Annotated in this window: 9 protein-coding genes; 3 read left to right on the top strand and 6 right to left on the bottom strand. The window is 62.7% G+C overall.

The features are described 5' to 3' along the window. Nucleotides 1-4: 4 nt before the first annotated feature. Nucleotides 5-706 (bottom strand): FhaA domain-containing protein, encoded by a 702-nt coding sequence (locus WD012_RS03170; RefSeq protein WP_339562347.1) that lies wholly within the window; start codon nucleotides 704-706, stop codon nucleotides 5-7. Nucleotides 707-1,324: 618 nt separating this feature from the next. Here WD012_RS03170 and WD012_RS03165 point away from each other — a divergent pair. Further along, a complete protein-coding gene (locus tag WD012_RS03165) occupies nucleotides 1,325-3,841 on the top strand; it encodes a S9 family peptidase (protein WP_339562346.1) in 2,517 nt (838 codons plus the stop codon). Nucleotides 3,842-3,945: 104 nt separating this feature from the next. After that, a complete protein-coding gene (locus WD012_RS03160) occupies nucleotides 3,946-5,001 on the top strand; it encodes an alpha/beta fold hydrolase (protein WP_339562345.1) in 1,056 nt (351 codons plus the stop codon). A gap of 737 nt (nucleotides 5,002-5,738) precedes the next feature. On the opposite strand, the gene WD012_RS03155 is transcribed toward WD012_RS03160, so the two are convergent. From WD012_RS03155 to WD012_RS03140, 4 genes are all read right to left on the bottom strand, one after another. Then, nucleotides 5,739-5,915, bottom strand: coding sequence for a hypothetical protein (locus WD012_RS03155; protein WP_339562344.1), 177 nt, complete (start codon nucleotides 5,913-5,915; stop codon nucleotides 5,739-5,741). Between the two features lie 77 nt (nucleotides 5,916-5,992). Next, on the bottom strand, nucleotides 5,993-7,195 hold the full coding sequence (locus tag WD012_RS03150) for a MalY/PatB family protein (protein ID WP_339562343.1): 1,203 nt from the start codon (nucleotides 7,193-7,195) through the stop codon (nucleotides 5,993-5,995). 121 nt (nucleotides 7,196-7,316) lie between these two features. Further along, nucleotides 7,317-7,898 (bottom strand): dCTP deaminase, encoded by a 582-nt coding sequence (gene dcd, locus WD012_RS03145; protein WP_339562342.1) that lies wholly within the window; start codon nucleotides 7,896-7,898, stop codon nucleotides 7,317-7,319. A gap of 550 nt (nucleotides 7,899-8,448) precedes the next feature. Continuing rightward, nucleotides 8,449-10,203 carry a threonine/serine exporter family protein gene (locus WD012_RS03140; protein ID WP_339562595.1) on the bottom strand — a complete coding sequence of 585 codons (1,755 nt, stop codon included), beginning with the start codon at nucleotides 10,201-10,203 and terminating at the stop codon, nucleotides 8,449-8,451. A 440-nt stretch (nucleotides 10,204-10,643) separates the two neighbouring features. Between WD012_RS03140 and WD012_RS03135 the strand changes: the two genes are divergently transcribed. After that, nucleotides 10,644-13,400 carry a phosphoenolpyruvate carboxylase gene (locus WD012_RS03135; RefSeq protein WP_339562341.1) on the top strand — a complete coding sequence of 919 codons (2,757 nt, stop codon included), beginning with the start codon at nucleotides 10,644-10,646 and terminating at the stop codon, nucleotides 13,398-13,400. A gap of 1,031 nt (nucleotides 13,401-14,431) precedes the next feature. Here the strand turns inward: WD012_RS03135 and WD012_RS03130 are convergent. Continuing rightward, nucleotides 14,432-16,213 (bottom strand): FAD-dependent oxidoreductase, encoded by a 1,782-nt coding sequence (locus WD012_RS03130; protein WP_339562340.1) that lies wholly within the window; start codon nucleotides 16,211-16,213, stop codon nucleotides 14,432-14,434. Nucleotides 16,214-16,251 lie beyond the last annotated feature (38 nt).

Raw genomic sequence — 16,251 nt, 5'->3', positions numbered from 1 at the left:
CAGGTCAGTCCTGATCCTGCGACGAAGCCCAATACAGGATGCGGGTACGGCCGATGGTGATGGTGTTGCCGTCAAGCAACGTGGCCGCGGGAACCTGATGCCCCTCGACGAACGTGCCGTTCGTCGAACCGAGATCACGTGCGATCACGCCGTTATCGGTGATGTCGATTTCAAGATGCTTACGGGAGATGCCGGGGTCGTCGATGACGATGTCGCAGCCGGAGCCGCGGCCGATCACCGTCTTGGGCTTGGTGAGCAGGTACTGGCTGCCGTTGATCTCCAGCATCGGGCTGTCCTGCGACTGGCTGTCGGTGGTCACCGGGACGGCGTTGCCCTGCACGGATTCCGAGCTCAGCTTGAAATCGCCCTTGCTCAGGTCGAGGTCTTCCTCGAAGATCACCACGACCGGGCCCACAAACGCGTAATGCTGGCTCTTGGCGTACTGCGTGAGGTTATCGGCGAGCTCGTTGGCGAGCGCCTCGCTGCCCCACTGTTCGATGCGGTCGAAATCGGGGGTGCTCAGCTTGAACCGGTATTCGTTCGGGGCCACCGTGCGATCGCGGCCGACCGGCATGGCCTCGGTGTCGATTTCGCGCTCGAGGGCGCTTGACAGGTCAACGGGTTGCAGGTCTTTGGGCCCGAACTTCGAAAACACACCGTTGACGGCGCCTTCCACGCTCTTCTCAAAACGGTCGAGAACGCTCATAGTGATCCCTTTCTATATCCTCATCCATCCTACGCTGTGTCACCACTTCGGCCAAAATCAGGCGGCAATACTTGCAATTTCTTCATTCCGTGGTGCGTGGATGGTGATGCGGCCCAGAAAACAGTCGGGGATCGTGGCGGGGAGGACCAGAATCGGCGGGGGGCGCGCCCGGCGTACTCGGTGTGCCCGATGTGCCGCGATCGTTCCGGACAACGTGGATTGCGGCATCACCTGCATGGTGTGGAAAGGATACCGAGGAATCGGCGGCCGGGTGGAACGTGTCGCACCGGTACAGTCGTTGGTATTCCGCCGATGTTGAATCCAGGAGACCCGGGTCCGGGCCATGCGGCCTCCACGCGGCACATTTCGACCGGTGATGATGCGGGTGTGGAGGGGATAGGGGGCACCGCCGAGCGCACGACATCGCCGAGCCTTGCGCAAAACCGCATGATTCCGCCAGTGCTCCATCCTATGGTCTCGCCGCTGCCTCCTCGATTCCATGGTATCGGTTCCACACCATCGCCATCGACACTCGATACGCGCGGCACGGAGACCGGACGGGCCGGCCGAATCGCGCGCCCAACCCTTCGCAGGCCCGCACCAGAGTAGGCTGAAGGCATGAGTGAACTCCATACGCGCACCACCAACCCCAGCGGCGACACCCCGGCCAAGGCAAGCACCGACGCGCCGTCCGCCATCGAACAATTCCCCGGACGCAAGGCCCGGACCCTGCGCTTCACCTGCGGGGCACCCCGGTCGGCCACCGTCATCGGCGACGGTTCCCGCGCGTTGTTCCTGCGTTCCGACGGGCCGGAAGACACGGTCACCTCCCTGTGGCTGAGCACATTCGACCCGGCCGACGGCACCCATGACGAGATCCTGCTCGCCGATCCGCGCAATCTGCTCGCCGATGCCGACGCCGAGGAGGTCCCCGCCGAGGAACGGGCACGCCGCGAACGCGCGCGCGAGGGCGGGCAAGGCATCGTATCGTATTCGGTGGATGCGGCGGGCGACCGCGTGGTGTTCACCATCAACGGCCAGCTGTTCCTTACACAGATCGATGCGGACGGCCGCGGGGCACGCACCCGGCAGCTCGCCGCCGACGCCCTGTCCCCAGCCGACACCGCGTCCCCAGCCGACACCGAAGCCTCCAGCGCGCACGCCGCCGGACACACCTGCGCGGACGAGAACGACGAAGCCGATACCACGCCGTACGCCGATCCGAACGACCTGCTGCCGGTCCTCAACCCGCGCATCAGCCCGGACGGCCGGCACGTACTGTACACGACCGGCGAGCATCTGGTCATGGTAGACATCGCGGACCGGCCGCAAGCCGGCGAATCCCCGCTGCATGACGATATCCGTGCGATCTGGGGCGTCCACAATGACGGCACCGATCCCGCGGGACGCACATGGACCATCGGTCTCGCGGAATTCGCGGCCGGCGAGGAAATGGACCGGTACGACGGATTGTGGTGGTCGCCCGACTCGCGTTCGGTCATCTTCGAAACCTTCGACAGCGCCGCGGAACCGGTCTGGCATATCAGCGACCCTGCAAACCCGGACCACGCCACTACCGCACGGCACTATCCGCAGGCGTTGACCCGCAACGCCGACGTCTTCCTCACCCTGGTCGACCTCGAATTCGACGGGCACGGCCGGTACAGCGGCATGGACGCCCGCCGCATCGCCTGGGACCGCAAGACATACGAGTATCTCGCCGTCGTGCGGTGGACGGCAGGGCACCGCCCGCTGCTGCTCGTGCAGAACCGGCTGCAGAACCACGACCAGGTGCTCCAGGTCGAGCGCAACGACACCACCACCGTGCTCGAAGAGCACACGAATCCCCAATGGCTTGATTTGATTGCAGGCACCCCGACGTTCACGCCGGACGGGCGGCTGGTGTGTGCGTTTAACGACATGGATACCGACACCAACCGTCTCACCGTCGGCGGCTTGGCGTTCACGCCCGCCGGCTGGCAGGTGCGCACCGTGCTGGACGCCGGCGACGACGACGTGCTCGCCGTCGTGCAGCGCACACCCGACAATCCGCAGGCCGCCGACATCCCGGACGCGTGGACGGACCAGACGGACGACCATGACGCACGCAGCTTCGACGTGGTACGCCTGGGCTATGACGGCATGATCACACCGGTGACCATGACCCCCGGCGTGTGGACCGCATCCCGCGGCGCCCGGGGCATCGTCGTATCCGGCAGGGACATGGACCACGCGCAGTCCCGCATGGTCCACCTGTACGCCCTCGACGCCGACGGCGATCCGGCAACCCCCGACCGGTTCCCTTCGCTGGACAACCATGTGCGCGCCGAACTCGCCAATCATGCGGCGACCCCCGGATTCACACCGAATACGCGGTTCGTCAGGCTCGGCGAACACCGGCTGTATACCGCCATCACCCGCCCGAGCGTCGGCAGCCCGTACGCAGGCGCGCGGCGTCTGCCCGTACTGCTCAAACCGTACGGCGGTCCGGGGCATCAAGAGGTCACCCTCAGCCAGGCCGCATACTGGGATGCGCAATGGTGGGCGGACCAGGGGTTCCTGGTGGTCACCGCCGACGGGCGAGGCACCACCGGCCGCGGTCCGCGATGGGATCGTGAGATCTTCCACGACATGAAGCGGGTCACGCTCGCCGACCAGATCGAGGCCGTCCACGCCCTGCAGGAAGTGGCGCCGGAAGCCGACACCGACCGTGTGGCGATGATCGGCTGGTCCTACGGCGGGTTCCTGTCCGCGCTCGCGGTCCTGGACGCACCTGAAACGGTTCAGGCAGCGTGCGCCGGCGCCCCGCCCACCGACTGGACCCTGTACGATACGCATTACACGGAACGGTATCTCGGCCTTGACCCGCAGACATACCGCGCCAACAGCATCATCGAGGACGCGCCCCACCTGAACCGGCCCCTCATGCTGATCCACGGCTTTGCGGACGACAATGTGAGCATCGCCAATTCGCTGCGCCTGTCGCAGGCACTTATGGCCGCCGGCAGGCCGCACACCTTCCTGCCGCTCACCGGTATCACCCATATGACCAATGATCCAACCGTCGCGCGTAATCTGCTCATCCTGCAACGCGACTTCCTGATCGAGGCCCTGGGTATCACGCCGCGGGCATAACAGGCATACCGGGCATAACACCATAACGGCCAAGCCGTGGTATTGGTCATTCGGACCGTGAATGGCCAATACCACGGCAAACCGCTTCGACTACAGTAGGTGCCATGACTATTCCGCTGATCGACGAGGGCCATTATCAGGCGCAGATGGACACCGTGGTCATGCCCGCGCTGAAGCGATGCAGCATCGAAGGCTGGATGGAACCGGCGCAGGCTCCCGGGCTTGCCAAGCCGGCGACGGAAGGCGGATTGCACTACGTGTGCTATGACGCCAAGGAGTTCGACAAGCTCAACGTCGATGGCGCCACCGCGATGTTCAACGGCGCGATCGTCATTTCGCACGGCTTCACCGAATTCGCCGCCAAATACAGCGAGATGATCTGGTATTTCCTGCTTGCCGGGTATTCCGTGTGCTTCCTGGAACACCGCGGGCATGGCCGTTCCGTACGCGACGTGGACAACCCGTCCCTCGTCTGGATCGACGACTGGCATCGGTATGTCGCCGATCTCAACAAATTCGCCTTCGAAGTGGGCAGAGAGTATGCCGGCGGGCGGCCGCTGTTCCTGTACAGCCATTCGATGGGCGGCGGTATCGGCGCATCCCTGCTGGAAACCTACCCCGACACGTTCGACCGTGCCGTGCTGTCCAGCCCGATGATCGCCCCGCAGACAGGAATGCCGAACTGGATCGCCTACCTCGCCTCAAGCCTCATGTGCGCATGCGGGCAGGGCAGACACATCGTATTCGGCCAAAGCGAATTCACGCCGGAACTCGACATGAACGATTATCCGGGGGCGTGCGAGGCGCGCGTGCGCTGGTACCAGCAGCAACGGATCAATGACGTACACAACCAGACGTATGCGGCCACCTTCTCATGGGTACGGCAGTCGCTTCAGCTATCGCACGCGGTGCAGAAGCCGCACGCATGCGAGAATATCGACACCCCGCTGCTCCTGTTCCAGGCCGGGCACGACCATTGGGTGCTCAACGAGGCGCAGAACCGGTTCATCCACTGGGTGCTCAACGCCGGGGGAGACGCGAAGCTCGTGCGCATCCCCGACTCGCTGCACGAGATCTTCAGCATGCCGAACAGGATTCTTGGGCCCTATCTCGAGCGGATCCTCACGTTCTACGCGGATGCGGACGAACTGGACCACTGATTGCGGCACACTGCCGCGGTATCTGCCCGCTCTGCGATACGGCAGGCACATAGCGGGCAGATACCGACCTACCACCACGCAATCCAACCGCTCTCCGGGCGCCGTGCGACACGGCAGGCGCACCAGGGGCGGATACCGACCGGTCCTTGCTCAGACCGACCCCTGTCTACCCGCCATGCGACAGGCCGATCACACGGCGGGCGGATACCGACCGGATCGATCCCAGTCCAAATCCAATCCGCCCACCGTGCGACACGGCAGGCGCAGCGCAGAGGGATACCAACCCACCTCCGCTCAAACCAACCACTACCCAGACGTCGTGTAACGCACCAATCACACAACAGACAGATACCAGCCGAATCAATCCGAAACCAAATCGAATCTGTCCGCCGTGTAACACCCCAGCCACACCGCGAGCAGATATCAACCCGCCACCGTCCAAACCAACCATTACCTGAGCACCGTGCGACATCCCAAGCACACAACGCCCAGATAGCGGCCACAGCCAAGCCATCAGCCTTGGCAATCAGGCACTATCCGGCCGTCGTGCGACACCCTAGGCACACCGCGGACAGATACCCGACCGCCCCCCGCTCAAATAAGCACTATCCCCACGTTGTGCGACTCAGCAATCCCACGGCAGACCGATACATGACCATCACCGCCCAAACCAACCGCTATCAGTTCGTCATGCGACACTGCAGGCACACCACGGCCAGATACCAGCCTGTTATCCCTCACTCACTGTCGCCATCGTCGCCGTCGAGAATCGACTTGAACGGCGCATCCGGCAGGAACCCGTCATAGGAATGCCAGCGGCGCTCAAGCTCCTTGTTCGCCTCATCATGCTCGCGTCGGCCGCGCTTCGCGTATTCGCGCAACTCGTTCGGCCCCATCATCTTCACGTCTGCCATGCTTCCATGCTAGCCGTGACGGCCCCGGCCAGCCCGCCGCCGACAGCGAACAGCCCGGCGGCCGGCACAACGGGGCGTCAGAACACGTACGCCTTCAGCCGGCGGATCGCCTCGCGCACACGGCTTTCCGGCAACGCCACATTCATACGGATAGTGTCCGGCATATCGAACATCACACCATCCTGCCAGGCGACGCCCACATCCCAGCCGCGCTTTTCCAGCTCGCCGATGCCCACGCCATGCTCCCGGCACCAGCGCGAGCAATCCAGATACAGCATGTACGTGCCTTCCGGCCGCGCAAGCTCCACGCCGTCGATCGACGACAGATAGTCGAACATGAGCCCCACGTTGCGTGACAGCACGGCAAGCAGCTCGTCAAGCCACTGGCGGCCCTCCTGCGTATAGGCGCCGACCAGCGTGTGCATGGCAAGCACATTCGCCTCGTTGTAGTGCGATTTCGATGCCTGCGCCTCCACCCGGTCGCGCAGGTAGCGGTCGTAGATGATGTGGTAGGCGCCGACCAGACCGGACACGTTGAACGTCTTGCACGGCGCGTACAAGGCGACTGTACGCCGGCGCGCATCCTCGCCCACGGATTGCGTGGGGATGTGCCGGTGCCCGTCAAGCACCAGATCGGACCAGATCTCATCGGAGATGACCACGCAATCATTGCGGCGGAACACCTCCATCGCCCGCTCGATCTCCCAGCGCTCCCACACGCGGCCGCAAGGATTGTGCGGGCTGCAGAACACCGCCACGTGGATGTGGTGCTCCTTCAGGCGGCGGTCCATATCGTCGAAATCCATGCGCCACACGCCCTGCCCGTCACGTTTGAGCGGACTGTGTTCGATGGCGTACCCCGCGTTCTCGAGAACCATGGTGAACCCCACGTAGGTGGGGCTGTGCAGCAGGATCCTGTCGCCCGGGGCCGCGAACGCCGCGACGGCGGACATCAGGCCGCCGAGTACGCCGTTCTCGTAGCCGATCGCCTCGCGCGGAATATCGACGATGCCGTTGCGGTCGCGCTGCCAGCCGGCGATCGCGTCGAAATAGTCGTCACTCATCTGGAAATACCCGAATGCCGGGTGCTTCGCACGTTCGATAATCGCCTGCGGGATGGTGGGAACCGTGGGGAAGTTCATGTCGGCGATCCACATGGGAATGACGTCGAACCCCGGTTTCGGCGGGTCCGGGGCGAACCCGGGCATCATGCCCAGGCCGTCGACGGCGAGCGCATCCCTGCCGTGCCGTTCCATCAGCGAAGTGAAATCGTAGGTCATTCCGGATTCTCCTTGAAGCGTGGCGGGCGCCCGGAATACAGGCGCTTCTGCCGTACTAGGCGAATATCGTTTCACCGGCGTTGCCGTCATGTCACGGATTGCGGGACGGCCGGCAATCCGGTCAGTCGCCGACGTCCGCGCGATAGAAGTTGATGTATGAGCGCGACGGGGTCGGCCCGCGCTGGCCCTGGTAATGCGAACCGGTGCCCTTGGACCCGTAGGGGTGTTCTGCGGGAGAACTCAGCTGGAAGAAGCACATCTGGCCGATCTTCATGCCAGGCCACAACTTGACCGGCAAGGTGCTCACATTCGACAGCTCAAGGGTGATATGCCCCTCGAAGCCCGGGTCGATGAAACCTGCGGTGGAATGGGTGAGGATGCCCAGGCGGCCCAGCGAGCTCTTGCCTTCCAGACGGGCGGCGATGGTCGGGTCGAGCTTGACGTATTCCCACGTCGAAGCGAGCGCGAACTCGCCGGGGTGGAGGATCCACGGCTCATCGGGGCGGACTTCGAACTGTTCGGTCAGCGCGCCCTGGTTCTCCGCAGGATCGACATAGGTGTAGGCGTGGTTGTTGAACAGGCGGAAGAAGCGGTCCAGACGCACGTCGATGGAGGCGGGCTGCACCATCTCGGGCGTCCATGGGTCGAGCGAGATATGACCGTCGGCTTGTGCGGCGAGGATGTCACGGTCGGACAGCAGCATGGGATTCTCCTTGGCAACGTTCGATGATCTGATTGCGGCCGCCGGCTTACGTGCGCGGCCGTCATTCACTGTATGCCAGTGTACGCGGCTCCGCCGCCATCGGGTATTTGGCTCGCCTGTCACAACTTCGGCACGGTATTGGCAGAATTCTTTCAGGAAAACTTCGAGACACCCACAGCATCATGGGTTCTCATAGAACATGTCAGCAAACAGCTGATCGGGAACATCGGTTCCTGATAATTGAACCCCTTTTCTTCTTCTCTCTCCTTTCTCTCCTCCCCGGTGGTACCCTCCACCGGGGTTTCTTTTTTACGGATGCGGGAGATCGTCCTTATCGGTGGCGTTTCCCCATCAACCACCCGCACGCCACTCACCCGCAGCCGATTCCCGACTTCCAATACCGACATCTGAAAAACTCGCTTCCAGAGGCAGATCGCTCGAGATGTTGAGAGATTATTCCCGATATCTCCGTTTTCAGGGCGCCATGTCCGAGAAATCACGACATCGAAACCACGACATCGCGATACTGCGAGTTCAGCACGAACACACCTCACACGTCGTACCGCCAGCTCTTGTCGGTGAGCACACGCGCCATCAGCAGGCCGATCGGCAGGCAGATGATCACCATGAACGCACGGAACGCCCAGTCGAGCGCATGCAGCGTATCGAAAGCGCCGAGATAGAACATCGCGCGGTACATATACAAGCCCGGCACCATGATCACGATGGACGGCACAGTCATGCAGATACGCGGGTACCCCAAGTGCGGCGGCAGCAATCCGCGCCGGACCGAAGACCGCCACGCCGAGGCGAGCAGGCCGGCAAGCAGCGCGCCAATGAAAGCCCCGGCCTCGGCGGGCACGCCCATATCCACGATTTCCAGACGCAAGGTATCGGTGATCATGCCGATCACCGCGGCGACCAGGCACATGCGTTGCGGTGAGTTGAACATCACGGAGAAGCCCCACACGCCGATGAACGCGAACACCATGCGCAGCAGGCAGTTGACCACCGGATTGAGCCCGAGCGGCTCGAATCCCTGCGGGTTGAGGTGCACAATCGAGGCGACCATCCAACCGGCGAGTGTGGCGATCAGCACGATACACAGCACGTACGCCACCCGCTGGATGCCTGACGGGAAGTCGATCTTGGCCATATCCAGCCCGCCCGTAATCATCGGGAAGCCCGGGATGACGAACAGCATCGCCCCGATATACGCGGTGTCATGCTGCAAGGCGACGGGATCGAACAGGCCGATCAGGCGCAAGGTTCCCGTACAGGCCAGCGCGGCCACGCTCACGCACACGAAGGTCACGAAGAACTGGTTGAGATGGTGGATGAACATGCGACGCCGCAGCCAATGGCCCAGGCCCGCTCCAACGAACGCGCCGATCATGTCGTACGGGCCGCCGCCGAGCAGGAACACGAAGGCCGCGCATGCACACGCCGAGGCAAGACCCGCGAATGCCGGCGAATACAGGGGTTTACGATGCTCGATCATGTCGAGCCGCTCATGCGCCTGCCGTACGGTGACTCCGCGTCGACGCTCCGGACGTTGGCCGACATGGTCGAAATGGCTGGCATACTCGCCTTTCGGGGGATGCTGGGTGCGTTCAAGACGACGGGCACGACGGCGATCACGCGCCTCTTCGCAGTGTTCACGCCGCGATTTCGTCTCCTGCGCCTCCCCTTCCGCACGACCCGCACGTTCCGCACGATTGATGCCACGCATGTCCAGAGGCGCCGCCGTCTGGGAATCCCGGTCACCCGGGCGGGCCTGCTCGGCATGCTCAAGCGCGTCGAGCACGGGATCGTCATCGGCTTCCGCCGCCTGCTCCTGCGCTTCGAGCCGGGCCTTGTTCTCCTTGCTTTCCTTACGCAGCTGCCTGGACAGGTCCGCGGACACCTGGGAGGCGTCACGCTGGTCAAGATGCTGCATCAGCCCTTCGGAGACCTCGGTGCGGCTGTGGTACATCGACCCGGTGCCGAGGTTGACGTTGAACCAGTCGGCGAAATGCTCGAGCAGCCAGATGCGTTCGGTGTTGACGCCGGTGGTGGGCAGGTCCACCACTTCGGTGATTCGGTCACGGCCGTCCGTGCAGGCCGCCTCGATGTCGGTGAGGTTCACGTCGGCTCGCACATGCACACCCAACGGGTAGGCGATGCGGTGCATCATCTCACGCACGCGGAAGCTTCCGGTGCCGGCCCCCAGATCCAGCATGCCGACGCGAACGATGACGCTGGCTTTCGCCGCGATACCCGCTTCCGTGATCGGCTTGTCCCAATCACGCTCGATATCCTCCATGTCAAGCGGAATGGAATGCGTATGGTATTTCCTCACCGCAGCGGCGGCATTCTCGACGCTGCCTGTTTGCGCATCGTCCCGCAGTCCCGTTTCCTGATGTTCTTGCTGTTGTGAAGGCTGTTGTGAAGGCTGTTGTGAAGTCACGGTTCCATTACTATCGCAAGCCGTACCCCGTTAGGCTATGACATGATCCAGGCCGTGCGCGCAGTCGCGATGCCGATCATGCTTGGAAAACCGCCGGTTCAAGAACCTGTCCACCATATGGTCAACCCCCAGGCAGATTTCGGACATGTAACATACCTGTCGAAAACGCGGCCGTATAATGCCACTGCAACCGCTGAACCGACGGCTTTGGGTTCGCAACGGCCGGCACCACAACCGTGGAGGAGCCACGGAAGACCGGCAGACCGAACAACCGAAGGTTTGGAAAAGGAGGTTCAATGACAACAGAAAATCAGCAAATCACGCCAGCCGACGCCGGTATCGTGACGTCCGGCACGGGCACCAAAGGCCCGGAAGAGCGTGCTCTCCCTGATTCGCTGAAGCACGACATGGATCTGTGTCTGCAGATCGTGCGCGAAGTGCTTGGCGAATTCGATCCCAAACTGCTCGAGACATTTGATACCGTCCGCCAATATGTGGCCGACGCCAGCGCCGAGCATTTCACCAGTGTTCACACCGACCCGAGCGAGGGGCAGCGCGAGCTGGACAAGGCGGTCGAAACCATCGACGCGATGAATCTGCATGATGCGCAGCTGCTCGCGCGCGCGTTCACCACCTACTTCCATCTGGCGAACCTGTGCGAAGAGAACTACCGCGTATCCGTGCTGCATCAGCGCGAAGCGGCAGTCAGCGATGATGAGGCGGTCGACCCGGTCAATGAGATGACCAACGCCTATCACAAGCTCATTGTTGAAATGGGCCCGGCGAAGGCGAAGGAACTGCTCAACAAACTCGAGTTCCACCCCGTGTTCACCGCGCATCCGACCGAGGCGCGCCGCAAGGCCGTCGAAGGCAAAATCCGCCGCATCGCCCAGCTGCTGGAAAGCAGCAAGATGCTCGGCGGTTCCGACAAGAAGGAAAGCTACCGTCGTCTGTACAACGAAATCGATGCGCTGTTCCGCACCTCGCCGATCGCGCTGAAGAAGCCGACGCCTGTCGAAGAGGCCGACACCATCCTCGATATCTTCGACAACACGCTGTTCCGTACGATTCCGCTCGTCTACCGTCGTTTCGACGATTGGATCCTCGGCGACAAGGCGGGTCTCGTCCCGCCGGTGTGCCCTGCGTTCTTCCATCCGGGCAGCTGGATCGGCTCCGACCGTGATGGCAACCCGAACGTCACCGCGAAGGTCAGCCGCCAGGTCGCACGCAAGTTCAGCGACCATGTGATTGCCGCCCTTGAAGATGCCTGCCGCACCGTCGGCCGCAACCTCACCATGGAGTCCGGCACCACGCCGCCCAGCGCCGAGCTGAAGAACCTGTGGAATCACCAGAAGGAAATGAGCGAACGGCTCACGTCCAAGGCCGCACTGATCTCCACCAAGGAAATGCACCGCGCTGTCATGCTCGTGATGGCCGATCGCCTGCACTACACGATCGAACGTGACGCCGACCTCATGTACAAGTCCTGCGACGATTTCATCGCGGACCTGAAGATCGTGCAGCGTTCGCTCGCCGCAGCCGGCGACCCGCGCGCGGCCTATGGCCCGTTGCAGGACCTCATCTGGCAGGCCGAGACCTTCGGCTTCCACATGGTGGAGATGGAGTTCCGCCAGCATTCCGTCGTGCATTCCCGCGCGCTCGAGGACATCCGCGAGCACGGTCTGCATGGCGAGCGTGGCGAACTGCAGCCGATGACGCACGAGGTGCTCGACACCTTCCGCGCGTTGGGTTCCATCCAGAAGCGCAACGGTATCAAGGCCGCACGCCGCTACATCATCTCCTTCACGAAGTCCGCGCAGAACGTGCGTGACGTGTACGAGCTCAATCGTCTCGCCTTCGCCCATCCGGAGGACGTGCCGACCATCGACGTGATCCCGCTGTTCGAGCAGCTTGAGGATCTGGAGAACTCGGTGGACGTGCTCGACGAGATCATCAAGATCCCGGAGGTGCAGGCGCGCCTGAAGGCCACCGGCGGCAAGATGGAAGTCATGCTCGGCTACTCGGATTCCTCCAAGGACGCCGGCCCGACCACATCCATCCTCGCACTGCATGACACCGAAGGCCGTATCGCCAAGTGGGCCAAGGAGCACGACATCGATCTGACGCTGTTCCACGGCCGTGGCGGCGCTGTCGGCCGTGGCGGTGGCCCCGCCAACCGCGCGGTGCTCGCACAGCCTGCCGGCTCGGTCAACTGCCGATTCAAGCTCACCGAACAGGGCGAGGTCATTTTCGCCCGGTACGGCAACCCGGTGCTCGGCCTGCGCCATATCGAGTCCGTCGCCGCGGCAACGCTGTTGCAGTCCGCTCCGAGCATCGACAAGATCAACACGGAAATGACCGCAAAGTACAAGCCGATGGCAGACGCGCTCAACGAAGTCTCGCACGAGCGCTTCCTGGATCTGCTGCACACGCCGGACTTCGCCGAATGGTTCTCGACCGTCACCCCGCTTGCCGAGGTCGGCCTGCTGCCGATCGGCTCCCGTCCTGCCAAGCGCGGTCTGGGCGCCAAGTCGCTCGACGATCTGCGTACCATCCCGTGGGTGTTCGCCTGGTCCCAGGCGCGCATCAACCTGGCCGCATGGTACGGGCTGGGCACGGCGTGCGAGAAGTTCGGCGACCTGGATACGCTGCGCAAGGCGTATGAGGAGTGGCCGCTGTTCTCCACGTTCATCGACAACATCGAGATGTCGATCGCGAAGACCGATGAGCGCATCGCCAAGATGTATCTGGCTCTCGGCGATCGCGACGACCTGCGTGACAAGGTGCTCGACGAGATGCGTCTGACCCGCAAGTGGGTGCTGCGCATTGTCGGCGACGCTTGGCCGCTGCAGCACCGTCATGTGCTCGGCCAGGCCATCAGGGTGCGTTCCCCGTACGTGGACGCGCTCTCCGTCACCCAGGTGCTGGCGCTGCGTTCGCTGCGTCGCAAGGTGGACAAGGAAGAACTCAGCCAAAGCCAACAGGCGGAGTTCATCTACCTTATCCTGTGCACCGTTTCGGGTGTCGCTGCAGGCCTGCAGAATACGGGCTGATTCCGATTTCCGACCAATGCAGCGAGAAGGTCTCGTGCCCTGCGGGGTGCGGGGCCTTCCCGCGTTTTGGGCGGGTTGTTGTGATTGGCGAGCGACACACGGCAGGGTCTGGATTATCTCTAGGTAGATGCCTGTATGCGACGACATACACAACTCATCAAAGCCCATGACGATTCGAGTGAATCATCAGGAAATGTTGCGCCACGTATCTGACGACATACACAACATGCCAGTTTCCCTAATGCTTCGGCAACGACGACCGGGAAACCACCCGCCGCGTATCTGACGACATACGCGATCCGTCACATGCCTTGACTATCCAGTGCCGTTAGCCACGAATAGTCACGTTGCACATGCCCCGGCATACGCAACCCGTTGGTTGTGTCACCAATCCGATTCCGGAGCACGCAATCCGCCTCGTCGCGCATGCGATGACATACACAACCTGTCAAATACCGCAACGATTCGAAGACGATACTGCGAACGTGGTCCGCTCAGCATGCGATGACATACTCAACTCATCACATGTCATGACGATATGACTTCACTCATCAGCATTGGACTACCCGGAAAGGTAATCATCCATCACCTCTGTGGGTATACGGGTTCGGCTCCCGTCCACTGTTGGTCCGACTCATCTACCGGGAGTTTACGGATATGAGGATTCGATTCTCGCCCGACGCCTGTCCATCCGTCCACTCCGCCCACCGGGAGTTTGCTTGATATTCGACGAAGGACGCACGTTCTCCCGCATGCGCGCGGGACTTCTCACACAATGTGTGATTCGACGCGTAATCTCCCATCGGCCTGATTCGAGTCGTGTTGGTATATCAACGATTTCCTTGGCACAATATCGCCGAACCCGGCCATCACAGCCAAACTCCCGGGAGATCTCCACCACCCCCACAAATCCACCCAGAACTCCCGCGCTCTCGCCCCCATCAACAACTGTCGGAAAAGCAAGCGCCCGTCGTACGGGACGATACCCACGCGACGGGCGCGATGCCGGCCCAACAGCCGCACGAAAGAAATCAGGCTCCCAGCAGATCAAGCATCTGCGGGACCGACTTCTTGCCGAACTCAATGGTCTGCTGCGCTTCGGACGCGGCATCAGCACCGGGCCGGGTGATAACCATGCACGGCACGCTCATCACGTTGAACTTGTCCTTGAGCTGGGGGAAGTGCGCGATATCGTATGCTTCCGCCCGCACCTTCGGGTTCGCGGCGGCGATACGCTGTGTCGCGAGCACGGTTTCCGGGCACATTGTGCAGGTGAGCGACACCAGCAGCATGACATCGACCGGCTGGCCAATCGAGGCGATCCGCTCGGCGGTGTCCTGGTCGAGTGCCTGCCCCGGTCCGGCCACGTTGTACAGGGCGAGTACGAAGGAGTTGAACTCGTGCCCGCTCGGCACACCATGGAAGGCGATACCGGTCTCCTGCGGCTTACCGTCCACCCCGATGGTGCACAACCGCACATTCGGCCGCGCATCCGGCAGCGGATCATCTAGCGAGACATCGCCGCCGGTCACCGGAGCCGTATCGACCACCGTGCTCAACTTGCCATCGCTCAGCGAAGTCATTTCGCCGATGAATGCCTGCAATTCCTGGGACAGCGTGGAATCGTCAAGCTCAAGCTTCAATACCAGCGGACGCGCCATCCGCGAGAACACGACCGCCAGCTGCTGCCGGATCGCGTCATCGAAGAACGCGTGGCCACCAGCAGGCTTCGCGGCAGCAGCAGTACCGGGACGCTGTGGCGCCGGAGCCGGGGACGTGCCCGACACACTGGCGGCCTTCGCGGCCTTGGCCTCCTGCTGCTCATATGCGGAGGCCGTCGGGCGCGGCGGTACCAGTCCGGTCTTCTCGCTGAGCTGCTTGGCATACCGTTCCAGTTCGACGGCGGCGATGGCGCCATCTGCGGTCGCCGTGACCACCTGACGCAGGTTCTTGACGCGCAGATCGCCGGCCGCATACACGCCGGGGACCGAGGTCTCCAGGTAGCCGTGCGTGACCACATACCCGTGGTCGTCAAGTTCCACCACGCCACGGACCAGTTCGGTCTGCGGCACATAGCCGGCGAACACGAACACGCCGAAGGTGCCGCCATCAGCCGGCTTCCACACGCTCGTCTCACCTGTGCGTGTATCACGCAACGTCGCTTCGGTCAGCCCTCCGGAACCGGCGGCGACCCCGTCGAGCTGCGTGTGGTAGCGCACTTCGATCTTCGGGTGGTTCTTGGCTTCGGCGGCGACGGCGGCATCACAGGTGAAATCGTCCTCGCGCACGAGAATGGTCACCTTGCTGGCATACTTGGTCAGGAACACGGATTCCTCGGCCGCCGCGAACCCGCCACCGACCACGATGACCTCACGGCCGTTGAAGAACTCGCCGTCGCAGGTGGCGCAATAGGCCACGCCACGGCCCGCATATTCCTGTTCGCCGGCGAAGCCGATCTTGCGCGGCGAGGCGCCGGTGGCGATGAGAATGCCGAAGCAGCGGATATCGCCGCGATTGGTGTGCACGATCTTGATGTCGCCGTCCACATCCAGCCCGGTCGCCTCGGCGACCTTGAATTCCGCCCCGAAATTCTGCGCCTGTTTGCGCATGGTCGCGGTGAGTTTGCGGCCGTCTGTGCTTTCGACGCCCGGATAGTTGACCACTTCGGACGTGATGGTGATCTGTCCGCCGAAATCCGCCTTTTCCAGGACCAATACGCGGTATCGTGCCCGCGCCAGATACAGTCCTGCGGTCAGGCCGGCCGGGCCGCCACCGATGACCACGACATCATACAAATCGTCTTGCTGTTGCATTGCCAGCTCCTCGTCGTCGTAACGATTACAGGTGATAT

The organism is Bifidobacterium thermophilum, assembly GCF_037482445.1.
Taxonomy (GTDB): Bacteria; Actinomycetota; Actinomycetes; order Actinomycetales; family Bifidobacteriaceae; genus Bifidobacterium; species Bifidobacterium thermophilum_B.
The sequence above is the reverse complement of the archived record's forward strand: the minus strand, read 5'-3'. Positions and strand labels throughout refer to the sequence as shown.

Excerpts from the sequence above, each read along its gene's own strand:
- WD012_RS03170 (WP_339562347.1), bottom strand. The coding sequence starts at position 706 with ATGAGCGTTCTCGACCGTTTTGAGAAGAGCGTGGAAGGCGCCGTCAAC.
- WD012_RS03135 (WP_339562341.1), top strand. The coding sequence starts at position 10,644 with ATGACAACAGAAAATCAGCAAATCACGCCAGCCGACGCCGGTATCGTG.
- WD012_RS03160 (WP_339562345.1), top strand. The coding sequence starts at position 3,946 with ATGACTATTCCGCTGATCGACGAGGGCCATTATCAGGCGCAGATGGAC.
- WD012_RS03140 (WP_339562595.1), bottom strand. The coding sequence starts at position 10,203 with ATGGAGGATATCGAGCGTGATTGGGACAAGCCGATCACGGAAGCGGGT.
- WD012_RS03130 (WP_339562340.1), bottom strand. The coding sequence starts at position 16,213 with ATGCAACAGCAAGACGATTTGTATGATGTCGTGGTCATCGGTGGCGGC.
- WD012_RS03155 (WP_339562344.1), bottom strand. The coding sequence starts at position 5,915 with ATGGCAGACGTGAAGATGATGGGGCCGAACGAGTTGCGCGAATACGCG.
- WD012_RS03165 (WP_339562346.1), top strand. The coding sequence starts at position 1,325 with ATGAGTGAACTCCATACGCGCACCACCAACCCCAGCGGCGACACCCCG.
- dcd (WP_339562342.1), bottom strand. The coding sequence starts at position 7,898 with ATGCTGCTGTCCGACCGTGACATCCTCGCCGCACAAGCCGACGGTCAT.
- WD012_RS03150 (WP_339562343.1), bottom strand. The coding sequence starts at position 7,195 with ATGACCTACGATTTCACTTCGCTGATGGAACGGCACGGCAGGGATGCG.